The organism is Nitrogeniibacter aestuarii (assembly GCF_017309585.1).
GTDB classification, from domain to species: Bacteria; Pseudomonadota; Gammaproteobacteria; order Burkholderiales; family Rhodocyclaceae; genus Nitrogeniibacter; species Nitrogeniibacter aestuarii.
This window is the reverse complement of record NZ_CP071321.1, coordinates 4,453,184-4,474,353: the sequence shown is the minus strand read 5'-3', so window position 1 is coordinate 4,474,353 and position 21,170 is coordinate 4,453,184. Positions and strand designations below refer to the sequence as shown.

Below are 21,170 nucleotides of genomic sequence, written 5' to 3'. Positions count from 1 at the left end.
AGGAAAACACATGCGAACTCCTCTTGCCCTTGCGTTCACGGGCCTGATGGCTTTGTCGACACAAGCATCTGCCGCGGTGCTGCTGGAAGATTTCGAAGGCGCCTTCCCGGCCTGGGAATCCGGCTGGCTCGGCACGAACTCGAACCTGCAGAACGTCTACGGCGTGGGCGGTGGTCGTGGAAACAACCCGGATGGTCTGTGGATTGCCGATGGTCTGAACAACGGCAGCATCGCCGAGATCTTCTTCACCCCGTCGTTCGGCAGCACGATCACGGCCTTCTCGATCGACACCACGACCTGGGTGTCGGGGGCACTGTTTCAGGCCTTCGACATGAACGGCGCGACGCTGGTCAGCGAGACCATCACGGTGATGCAGGGGGCTTACTCGAATCCCGGTGTCTATCAGACCATCGCGTTCAACTCGAACAACGGTGTGTCCGGTTTCAGCATCACGGGCGGGTCGATCGAGGGCAATACCTCCATCGACAACGTGATGGTGACCACGGGCAATGTGGTGCCGGAGCCTGCGTCACTGGCGCTCATCGGCCTGGGTCTGGCCGGCCTTGGTGTCAGCGCCCGTCGCAAGCGCGCGGTCTGAAGCGGGCGGGCCATCATAAAAGCGGGGCATGCCCCGCTTTTTTTGTTACTCGCTCTGTTGGCGGGCGATCAGCGCGCTGTCGATTTCCTTGGCTTCTTCGTAAGCCTCCCGCGCCCGCATTCGCGCCGCGTAGGCTTCGAAGGCGTCGCGCCTGGGCAGCATGCCGAAAGCCAGACCCCAGTCCACATGGCTGCCCACATACACATCGGCCATGGTGAAACGCCGGCCGCAGATGAACGGTGATTCCGTGAGTTTGGCTTCGAGCACATCGATGACCTGCGCCGGATCGCCACACCCGACGGTGCGTTGCTGCTCTTCGCTCGGCAAGGCGCCCAGCATGGTCAGGGTGTTGGCCTGCTCCAGCGGGCCGGCGGCGAAAAAGAGCCAGCGGTAATAGTCGGCGCGTTCCTCGGGCAGCGGCCCGAGGCCTTCATCCGCGAAGACGTCGGCCAGGTAGGCACAGATGGCCGCGCACTCGGTCACGACGCGCCCTTCATGGACGATGGCCGGTACCTTGCCCATCGGGTTGACCGCCAGATAGGCCTCGGCTTTCATCGTAGTGCCATAGTCGACCAGGTGGGTGTCGTACGACGCACTGACCTCGTGGAGCGCCCAGCGGGCAATCTGGCCGCGCGACATGGGGTGGGTATAGAAATCGATCTTGGACATGTTGATACACGCATACGCCAGGTGAGTAGGTCTCAGCATACCGGGCAACCGGGCGCCAGGGCTAGTCTGCGGTGCGTTCCGGCCCGGCCAGGAAGCAAAACAGCGCCCAAGGGCGCTGTTTTCCGAATCAGCGTCTGCCGGGTCAGGCGGCGGCTAATGCCGCCTGCTTCTTGCGGCGCCTGAACACCAGGATGCCCACGCCGACGAGGGTCAGTGCCGCAGAGGCGCCGAACATCCAGGTGGACTGGTCGGTGTGGTTGGCCAGCTCGGCCTTGGCGGGATTCTCAGGCAGATATTTGATGTCGATGTGCGTGATCGACTCGTCGTCCCTGAGGCGCTTTCCGAGATCGGTCCCCACGTTGATCGTGTCGCGCTGAACCGTGCCGTCTTCAAGCTGGAAAACCACCTTTGCCTTGAAGCTCTTCTCGACGCCAGTCTTCTTCTTCCAGGTGATTTCCTCGACCAGTGCCTTGGTGGCGACGCCATGATCTGCGAGCGCCTTGGACGTGTTCATCTCGTCGACGGCGCCGACACCAAGACCGATCCCGAACAGGATCAGGATCGGCGGCAGCAGCGCACTGCGAAGTTTCGAAATAAAACCCATGATGGTGTTCCCCTTGTTGCGTTGAAAGTTGGGTGGGCGGTCAGGCCGCCCTTATGTCCCGGAGCGGAATCAGTCGCTGTTGGCCAGCTGCATCAGGAAGCGCAGCACGTACCACAGCAGCAGGGTGACCGAGGCGAACAGGTGCAGCGCGGCACCGGCGGGGCGGTCGGTCGGGTAGTGGCGAATGATGTTCGAGGTGTCGTACAGGATGGCGCCGGCGGCGAACAGGATCATCGCGGCCGAAAACCAGATCCCCAGGGTGAAGCCCATGAAGACGCTCATCACGATGGCGCCCAGCGCCACCAGACCACCGATCTTGAGAAAGCCGCCCAGGAAGGAAAAGTCGGTCTTGGCCGTCATTGCGGTCCACGTCAGGCCGGCCACCAGCAATGCGGTCACCAGCACCGCCGAGGAAATGGCACCGGGGGCCGCTACGGCAGCGAGGGCGAACATGGGCGCGAACAGAACCGTGTCTGCCAGCACGTAGAGGCCGAGGCCGGTCAGTTGCTGGTTGCGCGACTCCGCGGTGTCGGCGAAGCGGGTGGCGATCCAGGACACCACCATGAATCCGCCAAGCATGGCCAGCCAGCCGAAGGGCGCGCCGGACAGGAGCTTGAGCATGGCGAAGCCGATGCCGCTGAAGAAGCACAGGGCCGAGAGGACGGCGAAGGCCACGATGGCGACAGCCAGGTGCAGATAGGTCGAGCGGATGAATGCCGGACGGCTCAGTGCCTGATCATTGACTGAGGTTGATTGAAGTTCCATGAGATATGCCAATGTCAAATTCGGGGGGCAGAGGATAGCAGGTGGGCCGGGTGCGTGTGGGTGACATACTTCTCGCCGAGGCGATTCATGTGCTCAAGACCTGCTGCGACACACGCGACCGTCGGACAGACGGGGCGTGATGGCGCAGGCCCGCCTGGAAGTGACCCAGATCACAATGGATTCACGTGCAAACGGCATAATGTCTCGGCTTTGAAACAACTGGAGTGGCGATCTTGGATCGAGCCCTGGCCCCGATTCCCCCGTTCTGGACACGGGTGCCCCGTTTCTTCCTGTTCCCGATGTATCCCCAGGCGATCCTGCGTGTCCTGTTGTTCTCGGCGATTCCGGCACTCGGGGCCTACGCCAACCATCCGGTGGCCATGGTGCTGGCGATCGGGGGACTGTCCCTGCTGGCGTGGATCTTCCTGCTGCGATATGGCAGCCGGGTGCTGTCCGAAACGGCGCTGGGGCGTCTGTCGCCGACCGAGTTCTCCCCGCTCGAAGACGACGCGATGCGGGCCATGCCCTACAAGATCTTCGGCCTGTTCCTGATTCCGGGCCTGCTGGTCGGTTTCGTGGCCGGCTTTTTCGGGAACGGCCTCGCGCAACTCGCCAATTTCCTGGTCACGGTGGTCACGCCTGCGGCGCTCATGGGGCTGATCATCAGTGGCAGCCTGCTCACTGCGCTCGATCCGACCGTGGCCGTGAGTACCATCAGTCGCATCGGCAAGCCCTATGTTCTGCTGTGCGTCTTCCTTTTCTGCCTCTCGGGCGGCCAGATGTTCCTGATTGGCGCCTCGCTCGAGCACACCCTGGTGCCCCTCGGAGAACAGTGGGAGGCATTGCAGATCAGTCTGCAGGACGCTGCGGCCCGGCAGGATGCGACGGCATTCCAAGCGGGCATGGCGGAGCTGCGCGATTTTTCCGAGCGCATGCACACCCGGGTGGCCGGTGCGGTCCTGCTCATGACGGGGCTGGCCATGTACTTCACCCTGATTGCCTTCAACATGCTCGGCTATGTGCTGTACCAGTTTCACGAGGCACTCGGGCTGGAGGTTGATGCCCCCCGAAGAGGGCAGGCGGCGAGCAGGACGACGACGGCCGAGAACGAAGACGACCGACGTATCGCCCAGCTGATCGGCGAAGGGAATATCCAGGATGCGCTCGACATGGCCTACGAGGCCCAGCGTCTCGATCACGACAACATCCCGGCGATGGATCGTTACAACAAGCTCCTCTTCCTGGCCGGCAAGGACGAGCGGCTGTGCAACCACGCGCTCAGGTTGATCCCGCGCATGCTCGACGCGGGCAAGACGCAAGCCGCGGTGGATGTGTGGAAGCGCTGCCGGGAGCGGAATCCGGCATTCCGGCTGGAGCGTGCCAGTGAGGTCATGGCACTTGCGCAAGCCGCCCGCACCGAGCGGGACCCGAAGGCCGCCATTGCCATCCTCAACGGATTCGAAAAGGCCTTTGGTCCCCATGCGTTGCTCGCCGAAGCCTACTTTCTCGGCGGGCGAATCCTGTGCGAGGACCTGGGGCGGGACGATGTGGCCGACCAGATGTTGCGTACCCTGATTCGCCGTTTTCCGGATCATGTTCGCGTGCCGGAGGCCCGGCAGCTGCGCACGGTCATTGCGCAAATGAAAGCCCAGGCAGTGCGCCCGGCGCCCGGCTAGGCCGGGGCTTTCCGGTCAAGCAAGGTCTTGAGCGCCTGCGCGCGCTGAGGCTCGCCAGCCGTGTTCATGGCCGCGATTGCCCGGCGGATCAGCGGGGCGAGTTGCTCATGCGCTGGGGCACTGGCGTGCAGGACGCGAATGGTCCGCTCCAGCTGGGGCAGACAGCCGGTCTCGGCAAAGCGCTCGATCAGCACGGTAGCCAGTGCTGGGCTCAACAAGGGGCGCGGCTGCGCCTCGGTGAGATAGTGCGAAAAGGTGTCGAGCACGAGGTGCTGGACCTCCTGCTGGCGGCTTTTCAGCGCGAGAATCCGCATCACGATGCGGTGATAGTCGCGGCTTGCCGGTGAGAGCCGGGCGACATTGAAGCATTCGCGCAGGGTGTCGATATCACCGTGGGCGTCCTGTGCGGCCTGCGCATAGACTGCGCGCGCCTCATCGAACTGTTGCCGCGCCATCAGACGCCGCGCACGTTCGAGGTGTCGTGCGGCCGACGAGCTCGCCGGGGCATGCGGATCGTCGGCCTCCTGCGATTCGCTGGCGGCCGCCAGCTTGCGTATCGCCCGCGGTCTGAGGGGCAGGACCAGCAGTGCACCCGCCAGCAGACCCCCGAAATGGGCTCCGTAGGCAATGCGGGAGGCGTCGCCGAACCAGTAGAACTGCACCGCTTCATTCACCAGCCACACTGGCAGTGCGATCAAGGCAGGCGCCTTGATCACGTCGAAATACACCACCAGAAAATAGAAAAACGGAATGCGTCGCGTGCCCAGCAGCACCGCGAACGCGGCCATGACCGCCGAGATGGCACCCGAAGCGCCAATCAGACCGCCCGGTGCGCCCTGTGTGACCAGCCATTGCGCGCCGGCAGCGGCGATGCCACCGACGAGAAACAGGCACACGAACGGGATGAAGCCGATCAGTGCCTCAACCACCGGGCCGACGAGCAGCAGGACCACCATATTGCCCACCAGATGACCCGTCCCGCCGTGAAGAAACTGGTGCGTGATGGCGCCGGCCCAGTCGGGGGCCGCCGTATCGAACGCGAATCGCTCGGTCACGATGCGTGATTCGAGCTGCTCGAACTGCGCACGCGCGGACCGCCAGTCATGGTATTGCGGATCGTTGGTGGTCAGTAGCGTGCCCTGATCAATGCGCGCGCTGAACTGGGGGTCGGCCTCCATCTGCTGAAGCATCAGCGGGATGGCGTTTTGCGCTTCCAGGGCTTCGAAATCGCGAAGCGCCGTGCCATTGCGCTGCTCACGCAGGTGGGCCTTGAACGCCTCAGCCTCGACCGGGGCGAGGACGCTGCTCGCGTAGTAGTCATAGGCCCACTGGTAGCGCTGGGCGTCGTTGGCCTGCAGCACGAAGAAATTGAAGCAGCACACCGCAACGATCAATGCGATGGCGAAGGGGATATAGCCCCGAATGAGCCGGGTGACGTAAGGCATCATGAACATGGCGTTCGCATGCTATCAGCGGCTTCGCGGGGCTGTCGATGCGAAAATGCCGGCCTGATCGAGCGGCCGGGTTCCGCCACCGACGATCGGCCCGATCCATGGCTGAAACCGCCGTGTCGGCGCCTGTCCGATGGACGACGCTGCCCGTTTCGGGCCGTTGCTTCAGAACTGCTTCACTTCGATGTTCAGCGTCTGGATCCGGTAGGCGATCTGGCGCGGGGTCATGTTGAGCAGGCGCGCGGCCTTGGCCTGTACCCAGCCGGCCTGTTCAAGGGCGGCGATCACGCGCTCCCGCTCCGACAGCGTGGGGTCGTCCAGATCCACGTTGGTCGGTGGAGGGACGCCGGGTTTCGGTGCGCTGGGGGTGGTCATGGGCGAGGGCATGCTCGGGGCCATGGGGCGTCCGCCGCCGCGCAGGGTCTGGAACTGGATCAGGTCCACGTCGATCTGGCCGTCAGGCGAGAGCACGGCGGCGCGCTCCAGACAGTTTTCGAGTTCTCGCACGTTGCCGGGCCACGGGTGGCTGGCCAGGCGTCGGGTGGCCATGTCGGAGAGCGTGAGCTTGCGCTGCTGCTCCTGACCGATCTTGTTGAGCAGATGGCGCGCGATCTCGGGAATGTCCTCGATGCGTTCGCGCAGGGGGGGCAGGAACAGGGGCATGACGTTGAGGCGATAGAACAGATCCTCGCGGAAATCGCCTTCTTCCACAGCCGTTTCCAGATCCCGATGGGTGGCGGTGATGATGCGCACATCCACCTTGATGGTCTTGCTGCCCCCCACGCGTTCGAACTCACCCTCCTGCAGCACGCGCAGCAGCTTGGCCTGGAAGGCGCCGGAAATTTCGCCGATTTCGTCCAGGAACAGGGAGCCGCCATCGGCCTGCTCGAAGCGGCCCTTGCGCGAGTCGGTGGCGCCGGTGAAGGCACCGCGCTCGTGGCCGAACAGTTCGGACTCGAGCAGGTTTTCCGGCAGGGCGGCACAGTTCAGGCGCACGAAGGGGTTGCGGCCCCGTGGGGAGTTGAAGTGGATGGCGTTGGCAATCAGTTCCTTGCCGGTGCCGGTCTCGCCGCGGATGAGCACGGTGGTGTTCCACTTGGCCACCATGCGCGCCTGATCGAAGATGCGGCGCATCACGGTGGAGTGGCCCACCATGCTGTCGAAGCCGTGCTCCCGGCGCACCTGACGACGCAGCGAATCGCGTTCGGCCACCAGCGAGCTCTTCTCCTCGATCACTTCGGTGGCCAGACGCAGGTTCTGGCCGACCAGATTGGCGACCATCTCGACGAACTGGGTGCGCTCGTCGAGCAGGCCTTCGTCCGGGTGCATGGGCTGCACCGCCAGCACGCCCTTGAGGTCACTGCCCAAGCGGATGGGCACGGCGATGAAAGGCAGATTGCGGTCGTAGCGTTCCAGCCGGTTCAGGAAGCGCGGTTCCTGGCCCAGGTGGGTGGTCTTGAAGGTGCGTGGCGTTTCGAGCAGCGCGCCGAGCACACCCTCGCCCGAGCGATAGCGCATGGTGGGGGTGGGGTCGCCATCGGGGGAATACATGGCATGAACGGCCAGCTGGCCTTCGCCATCGACCACGGCGATCAGCCCGCGCGTCAGATCCGCTTCTTCATGGAGCACGCGCAGCACCTCGGTGAGCGTGTCGTTGAAGTCGAGCGAGCGGCTCAGCGCCCGACTGACCGCGTACAGGGCGCCGATGAGCAGCTGGTTGAGTTCGTGCGACCGGCAGTAGCCGGTGTGCGGATTGACGTCATGCGGGCGTTTTGCGTGATCGAGCATGATGGGGTCCGTTCGCGTCGGTTCAGAGCGGGTCGCCGTCGATCCGCAGCTCCACGATGGCGGCGCAGCCGCCGTCGGGCCGTGGATTGAGGTCGATCAGGCCGCCATGATCTGAGACGATCTGCTGGGCGCGGGACAGCCCGGTGCCCAGATGGCGGCCGCTCTTGGCCGAGAAGAAGGGTTCAAACGCGCGATGGCGGGCGGCGTCGCTCAGGCCGGGGCCGGTGTCGAGCACGCACACCACCACGCGCGCGTCGGTGAGGCTGCTGGTCACGGTCAGTTCGCGTTGCCGCCAGCCTTTGGTGTTCATGGCTTCGATGGCGTTGTCGACCAGCGCCTTGAAGAGCATGCGCAGCTGCAGCGGCCGGGCCTGGATGTTGGGCAGGGTGGACATGGGCTTCCAGTCCACCGTCACACCGGCTGCCAGCATGCGCGGCACACTGATTTCGAGCACGTCCCGCACGATCTCGTTGATATTCACCGTCGACTGGCTCTCCGGCGGCGCCGGCGGGATCACCTGGCGCAACGCGTCCATGTGCTCGCGGCTGGCGTTGACCGCTTCGTTCAGGATCTCGGCGGTGGCTGGCTCGCGCCGGCGCAGCACATGCAGGGCCGAGGTCATCATGTTGAGCGGCTCGTCGAGCCGGTAGAGCGCAGCCGAGAGGCCTTCGCGGATGGCTGCGTTGCGCTCTTCGTCGATGAGGGCGATCTTGAGCGCGTCCGCGCGGGCGCGCTCCTGCTCCACATGCAACTCGGTCACGTCATTGATCACCAGCAGCAGGCCGGGTTGCTGCGAGGCGGTGAAGTAGGTGTCGGCACAATCGCTCTGGGTTTCGATGATCGAGGCGGTGACCGACAGCCAGCGCTGGGCGCCGCCACGGCGGTCGATGCGAACCTCGCGATTGGCGAAGGCGCAGCGCGAGGGATCGTCGCCCAGCAACTCACGCCAGTCGGGCATGAGCATGTCGAGAATGAAATGCGCCGGCTCCTGCGTGCCCATGTCGGAGGTCAGGCGCTTGCAGGCTTCGTTGTCGAGAATCACCCGGCCGGTCGTGTCGAGCAGGGCAAGGCCCACGGGCGCCGCGTTGAGCGTCGACTCGATGAGCATCTTCTGGTTGCGCACCACCCGCTCGAGACGGTTGAACTCGGTCACGTCGCGGTGGATGCCGAGGAAGTGACTCGTGGTGCCATCCGGCCCGACCACCGGCGAGATGGTCAGGTCCGCCAGATAGAGCTGGCCATCCTTGCGGCGGTTGAGCACCCGACCACTCCATGGGCGCTGCTCCGACAGATGGGCCCACATCTCCTTGTACAGCTTGGCCGGCGTGGTGTGGTTCGAGAGCACCGACTCATTGCAGCCGATGATCTCGTCAGCCGCGTAGCCGGTGATGGCGGTGAATGCCGTGTTGGCATACAGGATGTTTGCCCGCTGATCGGTGATCGAGATGGCGATGTCGGCCTGATCCACGGCCTGGCGGTATACCTCGAAGGGCAGGTCGTCTGCCGATGAGACGCGTTTTGGTTTTGATTTGCCGCGTGTCATTGCTGTCATTGTTCATGTCCTCACTGGAGTGACATGAATGGCAAAAGCAGAAAGCATGCCTTGGCCCGTCTTTCAAGGCTTTGCAGTGCACCACGCCCCGGAAGCCCCTGTTTTGGAGGGTGTTTTGTCGCCTTTGTGACATTGTGGCAAGCCTTCCCGGCACGCGGCTGGTGCGCTGCGCCATAAAGCCCTGAAAATTGTAGGGTTTTTTTGGTGCAGTCCCTTTGGCATAGCTTATGCAACGTCCCTGGCGACACCTGGAGCCATCGCCATGAAGGACATCCTGCTACTCATTCTCTCGACCGCGTTGGTCAACAACGTGGTGCTGGTCAAGTTTCTCGGCCTGTGCCCCGCCATGGGCGTGTCCAGAAAAATGGACAGCGCGCTGGGCATGGGCATGGCCACCACCTTCGTGCTCACGCTGGCGGCCGCCGCCTCGTGGATGCTCGAAAACTGGCTGCTCGAACCCTTCGGGCTGCAGTACCTGCGCATCCTCACCTTCATTCTGGTGATTGCCTCGGTGGTGCAGTTCACCGAAATGTTCGTGAAAAAGAGCAGCCCGGCCCTGTACCAGTCGCTCGGTATCTACCTGCCGCTCATCACCACCAACTGCGCGGTGCTGGGCGTGGCCCTGCTCAACGTGGCCGAACACTTCAGCTTCTTCAAGAGCCTGCTCTACGGCTTCGGCTCGGCGTTGGGCTTCACGCTGGTGCTGCTGATCTTCGCCGGCCTGCGCGAGCGCATCGCCCTGGCGCGGGTGCCTGCTGCCTTCGCGGGCGCGCCCATCGCCTTTGTCACCATCAGTCTCCTTGCCCTGGCCTTCATGGGCTTTTCGGGCATGAAAGTGTAGGAGGTCCGCCATGATCGCTGCCGTTGCCAGCCTCACCCTTCTCGGCGCCGTGCTGGGCATTCTGCTCGGGGTGGCCAACCGCGTCCTGCGCGTCGAGGGCAATCCCATCGTGGATGAACTCGTCGAGATGATGCCGGGCACCAACTGTGGCCAGTGCGGCTTCCCCGGGTGCGAGGGCGCCGCCAACGCCATCATCGACGGCAGCGCGCCGGCCACCTGCTGCCCGCCGGGCGGCAAGGCCCTGGCCGCCGAGATTGCCGCCAAGCTCGGGCTGAGTGTGGATCTGTCCGCCATGGGCGATGTCGGCCCGCGCATTGCCGAAGTGGCCGAAGAGATCTGCATCGGCTGTTGCCGGTGCAGCAAGGTCTGCCCCACCGACGCCATCATCGGCGCCGCCAAGCAGATCCACAACGTCATGCGCGACGCCTGTACTGGCTGCGAGGCCTGTGTCGAGAAGTGCCCCACCGAGGCCCTCTCCATGCGCCCGCTGCCCGTGACCCTGCAGCACTGGGTCATGCCCAAGCCGGTCGCCGCCTGAGGAGCACGCCATGGGATTCATGAACCTGTTCAAGGCGTTTCGAGGCAACGACTGGGGCGTGCACCCGGACGACCGCAAGCGCCCGGCCGCCGATGCGCCCACCCGCGTGATGCCTTTGCCCGAGGCACTGTACCTGCCCCTGCAACAGCATCTCGGTGCGCCGGCGCGCCCGGTCGTGATGGTCGGTCAGACCGTGAAGAAGGGCCAGCGCCTTGCCGATCCGGCGGGCATGATCTCGGCCCCGATTCACGCGCCCACCTCGGGCACGATCACCGCCATCACCGACATCACCGCGCCGCACCCCTCGGGCCTGACCCTGTCGGCCATCGTGCTCACGCCCGACGGCGAGGACGCCTGGTGCGAGCTGACGCCCTGCGACGACCCGGCGGCACTCGAGCCCGACGAGATCGCCCGACGCGTGCTCGACGCCGGCATCGTCGGCCTGGGTGGCGCGGCCTTCCCCTCGGCGGTCAAGCTCGGCGGTGCGCGCAAGGCCGGGGTGCATACCCTGATCATCAACGGTGGCGAATGCGAGCCCTACCTCTCTTGCGACGATCGCCAGATGCGCGATTACGCCACCGAGGTCATGGACGGCATCGCCCTCATGTTGCGCGCGACCGGCGCCAAAACCGCCCTGGTCGGCATCGAGGACAACAAGCCCGAGGCCATTGCGGCCATGACGGTGGCGGCACAGTCGCAGCCGGCCGTGCGCATCTGTCCGGTGCCGGCACGCTATCCCATGGGCTCCGAAAAGCAGCTGGTGGGCGTGCTCACCGGCGTCGAGATGCCGGCCGACGGCCTGCCCGCCGACATCGGCGTGGTGGTGCACAACGTGGGTACCGCCCGCGCGGTACGTGCCGCCGTGGTCGAAGGCAAGCCGCTGATCTCGCGCATCGTCACCCTCAACGGCAACTGCATGAAGTCGCCGGGCAATATCGAAGTGCGTCTGGGCACCCTGGCCGAGGCGGTCATCGCCTACGCCGGCGGCCTCAGGGGCGAGGGCATCGGCCTGGCGCGGCGGGTGCTCGGCGGGCCCATGATGGGCATGCAGGTGCCGCACTGGCGCGTGCCGGTGGTCAAGGGCACCAGCGGCATTCTGGCGCTGGACGCTGACGAAGTGGCCGCCCAGGAGCCCGACCCCTGCATCCGTTGCGGCAGCTGCGTGAAGGCCTGCCCGGCCGGCTTGCTGCCGCTGGAAATGAGCGCACGCATCCGCAACGATGCGCTGGCCGACGCGGTGGATATCGGCCTCAAGGACTGCATTGCCTGTGGCTGCTGCGCCTATGTGTGTCCGTCAAAGATTCCGCTGGTACAGTACTTCGTGCATGCCAAGGGCGAACTGGCCGCGCAAGGGCGCGCCAAGCTGCGCAACGACGCCACCAAGAAGCTGGCCGAACAGAAGACGGCCCGACTCGAACGCGAGAAGGCCGAGAAGGCCGAGGCCGCCGCCCGCCGCAAGGCCGAGCGCGAAGCCAAGGAGCGCGAGAAGAAAGAGGCCGCTGAAAAGGCGGCGGCTGAAAAGGCCGCCAAGGCCGCTGCTGCCCAAGGAGCCGACGCATGAATCCCCTCGCGCTCACCGATGTGCCGGTCGCCTCGCCTCACGCCCACGGGGGCAACTCGGTCACCCGCACCATGTTCCGGGTGCAGGCGGCGCTGGCCCCTGCCACCCTGTTTGCCTTCTGGCTGTATGGCTGGCCGGCCTTCTTCCTGTTCGTGAGCACCATTGCTTCATGCATCGGCTGGGAGGCCCTGTGCCTGCGCCTGGCTGGGCGCACCCGTATCCGCGCCACGCTCATGGACGGCTCCGCCGCGCTCACCGGCTGGCTGCTGGCCCTCACGCTGCCCCCCTGGGCGCCCTGGTGGCTGGCCGTGGTCGGTGGCTTTGTCGCCATCGTGATCGGCAAGCAGGTGTTCGGCGGCGTGGGGCAGAACGTTTTCAACCCGGCCATGGTCGCGCGGGTCGCGCTGCTGGTGTCCTTCCCGATTCCCATGACCACCTGGGTGATGCCGGTGTCGGTCATGCACGGCGCCTCGCCCGACCTGCTCGAAGGCTTCCGCATCTTCCTCGGGCTCAATCCCGTGCCCGACGCGCTGACCAGCGCCACCCTGCTGGGCCATGCCAAGACCGAGCTTTCCCGAGGGGTCGATCTCATGACGGCCCTGTCGCCGGGCGACCACCTGGTGAGCTGGTCGGGCATGCGGCCGGGCAGCCTGGGCGAATCGTCCGCCATCTTGCTGCTCGGCGGTGGCCTGTTCCTGCTCGTGGCCGGGGTGATCACCTGGCACATTCCGGTGGCCGTGATGGCCGGGCTGGCGATTCCGGCGGCGATCGGGCACGGCGTCGATCCGGCGCGTTTCCTGGCGCCTGAAGTGCATCTGCTGTCCGGCGCCGCCATGCTGGGTGCCTTCTTCATCGCCACCGACTACGTCACCTCGCCCAACACCAAGTGGGGCCAGGTGGTGTTCGGACTCGGGCTGGGATTCTTTGCCTGGATCATCCGCACCTACGGCGGCTATCCGGAAGGGATGGGGTTTGCAGTGCTGCTCATGAACGCGCTCACGCCCATCATCGATCGATACATCAAGCCGCGCATCCTCGGGCGCGACCGGCGCGGCCGGCCGCTCGATCTGCCCGAGCGGGAGGTGGGCTGACATGCACGATCACGGACACACCGCACCGGTCGAGGCGCCCGTGGGCGACGGCGCATCGTCGGTCATCGATGCCTGGCGCGACCGGCTCGGTTATCAACCCCTGCTGCTGGGCGCCGTGGCGCTGCTCGCCAGTGGCGCGCTGGCCGTGGGCGCCAGGCTGACCACCGGCCCGATCGCCGAGGCCGAGGCCAACGACCTGCGCACCTCGCTCAACGAGGTGCTGCCGGCCGGGCTGGCGGACAACGACTTTCTCAATGACACGGTCACCCTCGATCGTGACGGCACCCCGCTGACCGTGTACCGGGCGCGGGGGGGCGGCACGGTCAAGGCTGCCATGTTCAAGACCTCGAGCTATGGCTATTCGTCGGACATCCAGGTGCTCATGGCGGTGGATGCCGGTGGCACCCTGCTGGGCGTACGCGTGCTCAAGCATGCCGAGACGCCGGGTCTGGGCGACAAGATCGAAGCGGGCAAATCGACCTGGATTCACGGCTTCGACGGCCGCTCGCTGGACAACCCGGCCCCGGCGCGCTGGGCGGTGAAGAAGGACGGCGGCGAGTTCGACCAGCTCACCGGCGCCACCATCACCCCGCGCGCGGTAGTCAAGGCGGTGAAAGAGGGGTTGCTCTTCTTCGAAAGCCACAAGCAGCAAATGCTGGGAGATGCCTCATGAGCACCGACTACAAACAGATCGTCAAGGACGGGCTGTGGGACAACAACACCGTCATGGCGCAGATGCTGGCCCTGTGCCCCACCATGGCGGTGACTACCTCCGGCACCAACGGCCTGGGCATGGGCCTGGCGAGCACGGCGGTACTGGTGGTATCCAACGTGATCGTGTCGATGATCCGCCGCATCGTCAGCCCCACGGTGCGCATTCCCGTGTTCATCGTGCTCATCGCCACGCTGGTGACGCTGGTCGACATGGTCATGAACGCCTGGCTGCATGAGCTGTACAAGGTGCTCGGCCTGTTCATTGCGCTGATCGTGGTGAACTGCGCCATTCTCGGCCGTGCCGAGGCCTTCGCGGCGCGCACCGGCGTGCTGCCCTCGCTGGTGGACGGGCTGGCGATCGGCCTTGGCATGACCGGCGCCATGACCGCCATCGGCCTGGTGAGGGAGTTTTTCGGGGCCGGCACCCTGTTCGCCAACGCCTCGGGCCTGCTCGGGCCGGCCTTCGGCTTTCTCGAAATGCAGATCCCCGGCTATGGCGGCGCCCTGCTCATGATCCTGCCGCCCGGGGCCTTTGCGGTGCTCGGCTTCATGCTGGCGGGCAAGCGCCTGATCGATGCGCGCCTCGAGGGCCGCGCCCAGCGCGCCGAGGCGGCCGAGGCCGAGCCGTCGGACGCTGCCACCGCCTGAAAGGAGTCGACTCATGCAGATCGGTATCGCCTATTCCGAACCCGGCCAGCAGGTGTGGATGACCATCGAGGTGCCGGATGAAAGCACCGCCGAGGAAGCCATCGAGCGCTCGGGCATCCTCGAGAAGTTTCCGCACATCGATCTGTCGGCCCAGAAGATCGGTGTCTTCGGCCGGCTGGTCAAACCCAATGCCGCCCTCAAACCGGGTGACCGGGTCGAGATCTACCGTGCCATCATCTGCGATCCGTCCACCGTGCCGCGCAAGGATCAGGACGGTGACGACGACGAGTGAGGCCGAGCGCCGGGCCGTGGCGGCCTGGGTGAGCGCCCGGCGGCTCACGCCGCAGGATGTGGACTGCGCCATCACCGTGATGCTCAAGATCCTCGATGGCAAGTGCAAGATGGCGGCCGACGAAAAGCGGGTGATGGCCTGTCTTTACGAGGCCACCCGCGAGCTGCCCTCGTGGCACTTCGGCGAGGCCGAGCATGCGCTCATCGACGAGGGGCGTCGCCGCGACGACGAGGCCTTCCGGATGCAGATCTACGAGCGCCGCGTGCTGGCCGAATCCATGCTGTCCCGACCGGTCATGAAAGCCTTCAAGGCCATGATCCGCGCCGAGGGCCTGTTCCACTGTCTGATGCCGGAGACCGCACCATGATGCAGGTCCGAGACCTTTTCGATGACCTCCCCCTGCCCGAAGCCGGCGCCGATGCCGACACCATCAACGCCCTGCTCAACGCACCGCTTGATCTGCGCCACGGCTGGGTCCGCACCGAGCGCCTGATCGACGACGCCCGTCACGCCATGCCGGCGCGGCTTGAGTTGAATGTGGCGATGTACAAGTTGCTGGCGTACTCCGGCCGCCTCGAAGCGGCCGAAGCGCTCATTGACGAGACCCTTGAGCGTGCGGCCGCGGCCGGCGGCTTCGATGCCGACCCGACACGTCTGCTCGCCGACGATGCGCGCTGGCAGGCCGCGCAGGGTCACAACCGGCTCTATCTCTACAGCCTCAAGGCCATGGGCTTTGTGCGCTTGCGACGCGGCAACCTGGACGGTGCCACGAGCGTGCTCGACGAGCTGGCGCGCCTGGACCCGCTCGATCAGGTCGGTGGCAGCGTGGTGGCCGACCTGGCCGAGCGCCTCCAAATGGCCGACGCCGCCTGATCGACGCACCGTATCGGTGCTTGCTGATGCTCGCTGACTGGCGTTTTGTCAGCACGTTCGCCGAAGAAGGCGACAGATCTTTCCGAGAACGGCCGGCATGAAACTCGCTTCGGGTCTGGCGTTACGTCAGGCCCGGAGGCTCTCATGCTCAACACCTTCATTCGCGTCGTCGAAATCTGGACGCCGTCCAAGGACGGTAGCCTGCTCGAGTTTCAGGACGGGCTGTACGGCGGCCTCGACGGTTTCCGCCTGGTGAGCGAGCGGACCTTCTTCGGGTACGACGAAGGCTTGCCGGGGCGGGCCTGGGCCGAGCGGCGCCCGGTCATCCTCAAGGACCTGCAGAATTCCTACTTCGTGCGTCGCGACGCCGCCGCCAATGCCGGGCTGACCTGCGGCGTGGCCATCCCCATCTTCGCGGGCGACCTGCTGGTGTCGGTGGTGGTGCTGTTCTGCGGTGACGACGACAAGCACGTGGGCGCCATCGAGCTGTGGCACAACAACCCGGATGCATCGCTGGAGATGTCGCTCGTGGACGGCTACTTCGGTCATGCCGAGGGCTTCGAATTCATCTCCAGGCACACCAGTTTCCGCCCCGGGTTCGGGCTGCCGGGGCTGGTGTGGCAAAGCGGTGAGCCCGTGGTGATGGGCGATCTGGGCTACTCGAAGCGCTTCCTGCGCGCCAAGGAGGCGCTGGAGGTGGGCATCAACAAGGGGCTCGGGCTGCCCTCACCCTACATGCCCGGTCACGCCTACGTCATGACCTTCCTCTCGGCGCTCAACACGCCGATCGCCCACCGCTTCGAGATCTGGGTGCCCGATGCAGCGCACGAAACGCTGGTGTTCGAAGGCGGTGACTGCGACCGCACGCCGGGTTTCGACCACAATCACTACTTCTCGCGCATCGAGAAAGGCCAGGGGGCGCTTGGGCGTGTCCTGCTCACCTGTCGGCCCCAGATCAGTCAGGACCTGTCCGGCAACAGCGACCCGATCGCCCTGTCCGCGCAGAACGCCAAGCTCAAGTCGGTGGTGGCCCTTCCGGTGCTGAAGGACGGACGGCTTTCGGCGGTGGTGGCCATGTATTTCTGAACCCGCGCTGCGCCCATGAAAAAGCCGCCCTCGTGGCGTAATACCGTTCAGTTAAGCGAATTCGAGCCTTATAGACGGGTCGCTCCCTCCCCTTCAAGGGGAGGGTTGGGGTGGGGTTGGGGTGAAACTGGGCAGCTCAAACCACATCCCCCTCCTGACCTCCCCCTTGAAGGGGGAAGAGCCGTGCCTTAACTGAACGGCATGAGCCCTCGTGGCGGCTTTCTCGTTTCAGTGCAGTTCGGCGTTGAGCTCGTCGATCACCATCGCCCAGTCGGCATCGTCCATCAGCTCCTCGCGCAGGAACATGGCCTGCGATTTGCTCCAGAACGGCGCGTCGGACAGGCGCATGGCATCCGGCAGGGGCCGATGCTCGGCAATGAAGGTCTTGATGGACGCGTTGTCGCTCGGCAGGCCGAGCTGATCGAACAGACTCCTCATCGTGTGTACGGGCTTCTCCATGGAAATTCCTCCTGTCGGGGTTGTGACATGGCTGCGGCGCGCATGACGCGGCGCATCAACATGATTCCAATATAGGAGGCCGGGCCGCGCTTGTCTGTCGGCCGGTTCTGACAGTCACGGCCTGTTTGCCGTCATCCGCCAAGGTCACGTCAAATCGACCGCCGGACAGTCGTGAGATGGGTCGTGCGGCGCTGACACCACCCAGGCGCCCTCAGGTCGAGGTTTGCAGTTCCAGATCACCCGTCGCCAGCACGGGCACGCCCTTGCCGCCGAGCTTGGCACGGTACATGGCGTGGTCGGCCTGACGGATGATGTCCGACACCTCCGTCAGGCCCGGGTAGGGGAACAGACACATGCCGATGCTGGCCCCCAGGGGCAGGTCAGCGGCGACATCGCCCATGGCCGTTTCGATGGACTGAATGATCTTGTGTGCCAGCGCGGTGGCGTCGGCTTCGGTCCGGATGCCTTCGGCAAGGTAGAAGAACTCGTCCCCGCCCAGCCGGGCAATCGTGTCCGACTGACGCACCGTTCTCTTGAGCTGTTGTGCCACCTGATGCAGCAACTGATCGCCGATCTGGTGCCCCAGGCGGTCATTGACGCTCTTGAACCCGTCCAGGTCGATGAAGTAGCCGCAGTAGGTCACCTCGTCGCGCTGGGCGCGCATCAGCGCCTGCTCAAGCCGGTCATGCAGAAGCTCCCGGTTGGGGAGGCCGGTCAGTGAGTCATGCAGGGCACGGGTGAGCTGCTTGTGGCGCTCCTCGTTCAGCTCCCGCTCGCGCAGGAACAGCAGGCGCTTCTGCTTTTCGTTCAGGTAGCCCGCCGTGCCGCCGATCAGGTTGGCCGAGAGGATGAAAAAGTCGTGGCTGGCCAGCACCTCGAACGGATACGCATGCACTGCGCCGAACACGATGTTGTAGCCCAGCAGCAGGGCGAAATCGATGCACAGGGCGTGGATGAAGCGGGTGCCGACAAAGTTGTAGGTATAGAAGGTGACCAGCACCAGCCCGGGGTAGAAATAGGCCGCGCTCTCGACACTCAGGAAAGTGAGCATGGCAATGATGCCCACGCCGGCCGCCAACCCGACGCTCGCCAGCAGCACATGGCGGTGTGCGTTGAACAGGGGGGTGTAGCTGGCCCAGTAAACAAACATGGGCACGAGCAGCATCGACAGGCGCAGCGTCCAGATGGCTGTTTTCGCATCGTCGGGCACCAGCCAGCGGTCGAGCACGCCATACAGCACGTACACCAGACTGCCGACGATGATGGCGGCGCGCCCCTGAATACGCTCCCGCTCGAGAGACGACTCGAGGTAGCTGGATTCCAGCGCGCGATCGGCGAACGCGAGCGTCAGGGGATGGCAGGCGGCCAATGTTCGACGGCATCTGAGGGTGATACTGCATTGTCACCCTTCCGGCCTGAATGTAAAAGCGAAAACGCTGAAAAAAAGCGCGCCAGAGGGGAATTCCCGATTTCGGGAATGGCGTCAGAACGGGCCCGTCATGACGCCTTCATGGCTCCCGGTTTCTAGCCTTCAATCATCGAGCCGGGACTCCTGCAGATAGCGCTCGTCGTAGTAGCGCTCGATATCGTTCTTGTCGTGCTGATAGACCAGAAACTCATCCCGCCAAGCCTTGGCCTTCTCGCAATGGGGGTGGCACTGATTCTGGATCGGGCAATAACGCCGCTCAATCTCGTTGGTGATCGCCAGCGCCCACTGCAGCGAGCCATTGGCCCACTCGCAATACTCGCACCACACCTTGTCGGCAAAACGCAGGTGCGCCAGACGATGCCGGTCGTAATTGAAATACGGCTTCGGATCGATCGGCTTCTGTCGCCGGATCCAGAAATACACCGTGTTGAAGAACTTGAGAAACAGGAACAGCGGCAGCAGCGCAATCGCGAACAGCAGAATCAACAACATCCCCAACGGCGGCCCGACCGGCCCCAGGCGCTGCTTGTGCCGGGTGTTCAGCTTGCGGATGCACTGATCGATGTTGGCCTTCTCGACGGGGGTTTCGGAATCCATTCGGGTCTCGCTTTGCTGTGTGTGGGGTGAATCGTTGCCATCAAGGCCGACGCCCGGCGCATCCGGCATCGATGCATCGCTAGCATACGGGCATGGCGGGGCGCTGTAACTTGAATGTGGCGTGAATGCGTTGGAGACAGTTGCGGCCGGTGGTGCAAATCAGTGGATTCGGGCGTAGGGGAAAGTGCGGAGCGGTCCGGTGCGCACACGGCTGGTCAATGGATTGGGCTGACGAGCCGACGATGATCAGGTGACTGGTGCTCGGTCGTTGCTGTCAGTCAGGCCGTAACGATTGAGCTTCTGCAGCCGGCCGAGGCTGTGTAAAAACGCCTCTGGACGCGCACCTGGATCGAGAAATTCAGGACGTCCCCGAGTCAATCGATTCCGTCGGCGAGAGGTGAGTTGCGAATTTGCGACCGAACAAAGGCCTGATCAGGCCCGGATCGCTCTTATCAAGGCCTCATTTCCCATCAGATTCATCACCCGTTTCAAGTTGTAGGCCAGAACGTGAAGATTCATCTCGGTCTTCACGCGTTCAAGTCCCTTGGTCAGGAAATGCGTTGCGCCCATCCATGCCTTTAGCGTCCCGAACGGATGCTCCACGGTGCGACGACGGATGCGCATACTCTCAGGCGCTTCGTCGAGCCGCGCCTGCATGACCTCCAGTTCTTCCTCATGGATCCAGCGACTGACGCGTCGATAGTCCCCGGGAGTGCATCGTGATTTGATAGGACAGGTCGGGCATTTCGAACTCCAATAGCGATGCACCCTCAGTCCAGCCTGATCACTGGTGTAGCGCCAGATCAGGCGCTCGCCGGCCGGGCAAACATACTCGCCGTTGTCGCGGTCATACACGAAGTCCGCTCGATCAAACCGGCCGTCTGCCTTAGCGTTGGAAGTCATGCTTTTGGGCACAAGCGGCACGATCCCGGCCTTGTGGCAGGCGAGGATTTCCTGACTCTTGAAATACCCCCGATCCGCAATGGCAGTGAGGTACTCCACCCGCATGACCTTGCGAGCCTGTTTGCCCATTTTGCTCAACTGATCCCGGTCGAGTCCGTCGTTGGTCACTTCGTGCGCCACGATCAGATGGTGCTTCGTCTCGACGGCCGTCTGAACGTTGTAGCCCACGATACCGGTGCCCCGCGTCTTCATGGCGCGGGCGTCGGGGTCGGTGAGGGAGATCTGCTTGTCGGGCGTGTTCTCGAGTTCCGCGCCGATGGCCTCGAGCTCTTTTCATTCGCGCCTTCAGCATGTTTGATCTTGTCGGTGAGCCGCGCCTTCTTCACCTGAGCCACTTCGGGCTCGCGACGGTCCGCCGTATCCATCTCGGCCAGGTAGTAGCGTTCGATGCTTGCTTCGATTTCGTTCATGCGCCGCTGCAGCTTGGCACTGGTGAAGTTGCGATCTCGGTTGTTGACGGCCTTGAATTTGCTGCCGTCGATGGCGACGACCGACTCAGAGAACAGCTCCAGTTCCCGACACAGCACAACGAACCGACGACATACGCCGCGAATACCTTCGGATTGTTCTTGCGGAAGTTGGCGATGGTCTTGAAATCAGGCGCCAGACGGCCCACCAGCCACATCAACTCGACGTTCCGTTGCGCCTCGCGCTCCAGCGCCGACTTGACTGAAACCTGGTTCAGATAGCCGTAGATGTAGCTTGAGCAGCACCGACGGGTGATACGCCGGCCGACCTGTCTCCGCCGGCTCGACACCAGCAAAACCCAACTGTCGCAGATTGAGTTCATCAACAAAGATATCAATGACGCGAACCGGATTGGTCTCGGACACAAAGTCATCCAGCGTCTCCGGCAGCAAGCTGCCTTGTATGCGGCTTTGCCCTTCAATGAATCGCTTCATGGCATCTGATCATCCTGATGATGCGAACATCATGCCATGAGGGCTGTTTTTACACAGCCTCGGCCATTACCGG

At 64.3% G+C, this 21,170-nt stretch carries 21 protein-coding genes and 1 pseudogene; 12 read left to right on the top strand and 10 right to left on the bottom strand.

All coding sequences use genetic code 11. The annotated features are described in order from the left end of the window. Positions 1-10 precede the first annotated feature (10 nt). The gene (locus tag J0W34_RS22255; RefSeq protein ID WP_265332855.1) at positions 11-598 is read left to right on the top strand and encodes a PEP-CTERM sorting domain-containing protein; all 588 of its coding nucleotides are present in this window, start codon (positions 11-13) and stop codon (positions 596-598) included. 45 nt (positions 599-643) lie between these two features. Here J0W34_RS22255 and J0W34_RS20810 read toward each other — a convergent pair whose 3' ends face one another. From J0W34_RS20810 to J0W34_RS20800, 3 genes are all read right to left on the bottom strand, one after another. Beyond that, positions 644-1,267, bottom strand: a complete 624-nt coding sequence (locus tag J0W34_RS20810) for a glutathione S-transferase family protein (RefSeq protein WP_230970052.1) — start codon at positions 1,265-1,267, stop codon at positions 644-646. A gap of 142 nt (positions 1,268-1,409) precedes the next feature. Continuing rightward, positions 1,410-1,871, bottom strand: a complete 462-nt coding sequence (locus tag J0W34_RS20805) for an LPXTG cell wall anchor domain-containing protein (protein WP_227818138.1) — start codon at positions 1,869-1,871, stop codon at positions 1,410-1,412. A gap of 69 nt (positions 1,872-1,940) precedes the next feature. After that, complete coding sequence (locus tag J0W34_RS20800; protein ID WP_230970051.1) at positions 1,941-2,636, bottom strand: Bax inhibitor-1/YccA family protein; 696 nt, start codon at positions 2,634-2,636, stop codon at positions 1,941-1,943. A 233-nt stretch (positions 2,637-2,869) separates the two neighbouring features. On the opposite strand from J0W34_RS20800, the gene J0W34_RS20795 reads away from it, so the two are divergent. Then, entirely contained in the window at positions 2,870-4,312 is a 1,443-nt protein-coding gene (locus tag J0W34_RS20795) for a tetratricopeptide repeat protein (protein ID WP_230970050.1), read from the top strand. Here J0W34_RS20795 and J0W34_RS20790 read toward each other — a convergent pair. The 3 genes from J0W34_RS20790 to nifL all read right to left on the bottom strand — a co-directional run bounded on the left by J0W34_RS20790 (position 4,309) and on the right by nifL (position 9,103). Then, entirely contained in the window at positions 4,309-5,766 is a 1,458-nt protein-coding gene (locus tag J0W34_RS20790) for a rhomboid family intramembrane serine protease (RefSeq protein WP_230970049.1), read from the bottom strand. The genes J0W34_RS20795 and J0W34_RS20790 overlap by 4 nt on opposite strands. A 162-nt stretch (positions 5,767-5,928) precedes the next feature. Beyond that, complete coding sequence (nifA, locus tag J0W34_RS20785) at positions 5,929-7,551, bottom strand: nif-specific transcriptional activator NifA (protein WP_230970048.1); 1,623 nt, start codon at positions 7,549-7,551, stop codon at positions 5,929-5,931. Between the two features lie 22 nt (positions 7,552-7,573). Continuing rightward, positions 7,574-9,103: a nitrogen fixation negative regulator NifL gene (gene nifL, locus J0W34_RS20780; protein ID WP_230970047.1), complete on the bottom strand. Its 1,530-nt coding sequence runs from the start codon at positions 9,101-9,103 to the stop codon at positions 7,574-7,576. Between the two features lie 262 nt (positions 9,104-9,365). Between nifL and rsxA the strand changes: the two genes are divergently transcribed. The 10 genes from rsxA (at position 9,366) to J0W34_RS20730 (ending at position 16,747) form a co-directional block, all read left to right on the top strand. Then, positions 9,366-9,944 carry an electron transport complex subunit RsxA gene (gene rsxA / locus J0W34_RS20775; protein ID WP_227818144.1) on the top strand — a complete coding sequence of 193 codons (579 nt, stop codon included), beginning with the start codon at positions 9,366-9,368 and terminating at the stop codon, positions 9,942-9,944. Positions 9,945-9,954: 10 nt separating this feature from the next. Continuing rightward, complete coding sequence (locus J0W34_RS20770) at positions 9,955-10,482, top strand: RnfABCDGE type electron transport complex subunit B (RefSeq protein ID WP_230970046.1); 528 nt, start codon at positions 9,955-9,957, stop codon at positions 10,480-10,482. Positions 10,483-10,492: 10 nt separating this feature from the next. Continuing rightward, positions 10,493-12,043: an electron transport complex subunit RsxC gene (gene rsxC / locus J0W34_RS20765; protein ID WP_227818146.1), complete on the top strand. Its 1,551-nt coding sequence runs from the start codon at positions 10,493-10,495 to the stop codon at positions 12,041-12,043. Further along, positions 12,040-13,134, top strand: coding sequence for an RnfABCDGE type electron transport complex subunit D (locus J0W34_RS20760; protein ID WP_227818147.1), 1,095 nt, complete (start codon positions 12,040-12,042; stop codon positions 13,132-13,134). The genes rsxC and J0W34_RS20760 overlap by 4 nt, the downstream gene beginning before the upstream one ends. 1 nt (position 13,135) lies before the next feature. Then, positions 13,136-13,807 carry an electron transport complex subunit RsxG gene (gene rsxG / locus J0W34_RS20755; RefSeq protein ID WP_230970045.1) on the top strand — a complete coding sequence of 224 codons (672 nt, stop codon included), beginning with the start codon at positions 13,136-13,138 and terminating at the stop codon, positions 13,805-13,807. Next, on the top strand, positions 13,804-14,496 hold the full coding sequence (locus tag J0W34_RS20750) for an electron transport complex subunit E (RefSeq protein WP_227818149.1): 693 nt from the start codon (positions 13,804-13,806) through the stop codon (positions 14,494-14,496). The genes rsxG and J0W34_RS20750 overlap by 4 nt, the downstream gene beginning before the upstream one ends. Before the next feature lie 13 nt (positions 14,497-14,509). Next, positions 14,510-14,788, top strand: a complete 279-nt coding sequence (locus tag J0W34_RS20745) for an RnfH family protein (protein ID WP_227818150.1) — start codon at positions 14,510-14,512, stop codon at positions 14,786-14,788. Next, positions 14,772-15,155 carry a hypothetical protein gene (locus J0W34_RS20740; RefSeq protein WP_227818151.1) on the top strand — a complete coding sequence of 128 codons (384 nt, stop codon included), beginning with the start codon at positions 14,772-14,774 and terminating at the stop codon, positions 15,153-15,155. Before J0W34_RS20745 ends, J0W34_RS20740 begins: the two co-directional genes overlap by 17 nt. Next, the gene (locus tag J0W34_RS20735) at positions 15,152-15,661 is read left to right on the top strand and encodes a hypothetical protein (protein ID WP_227818152.1); all 510 of its coding nucleotides are present in this window, start codon (positions 15,152-15,154) and stop codon (positions 15,659-15,661) included. The genes J0W34_RS20740 and J0W34_RS20735 overlap by 4 nt, the downstream gene beginning before the upstream one ends. A 144-nt stretch (positions 15,662-15,805) precedes the next feature. Then, on the top strand, positions 15,806-16,747 hold the full coding sequence (locus J0W34_RS20730) for a GAF domain-containing protein (protein WP_227818153.1): 942 nt from the start codon (positions 15,806-15,808) through the stop codon (positions 16,745-16,747). A gap of 228 nt (positions 16,748-16,975) precedes the next feature. Here J0W34_RS20730 and J0W34_RS20725 read toward each other — a convergent pair whose 3' ends face one another. From J0W34_RS20725 to J0W34_RS20710, 4 genes and pseudogenes are all read right to left on the bottom strand, one after another. Next, positions 16,976-17,206, bottom strand: coding sequence for a DUF2789 domain-containing protein (locus J0W34_RS20725; protein WP_227818154.1), 231 nt, complete (start codon positions 17,204-17,206; stop codon positions 16,976-16,978). A 211-nt stretch (positions 17,207-17,417) separates the two neighbouring features. After that, a complete protein-coding gene (locus J0W34_RS20720; protein ID WP_227818155.1) occupies positions 17,418-18,575 on the bottom strand; it encodes a GGDEF domain-containing protein in 1,158 nt (385 codons plus the stop codon). A 162-nt stretch (positions 18,576-18,737) separates the two neighbouring features. Beyond that, positions 18,738-19,232 carry a hypothetical protein gene (locus J0W34_RS20715; RefSeq protein ID WP_227818156.1) on the bottom strand — a complete coding sequence of 165 codons (495 nt, stop codon included), beginning with the start codon at positions 19,230-19,232 and terminating at the stop codon, positions 18,738-18,740. A 432-nt stretch (positions 19,233-19,664) separates the two neighbouring features. Beyond that, a pseudogene (locus tag J0W34_RS20710) lies at positions 19,665-21,097 on the bottom strand (IS1182 family transposase). Positions 21,098-21,170 lie beyond the last annotated feature (73 nt).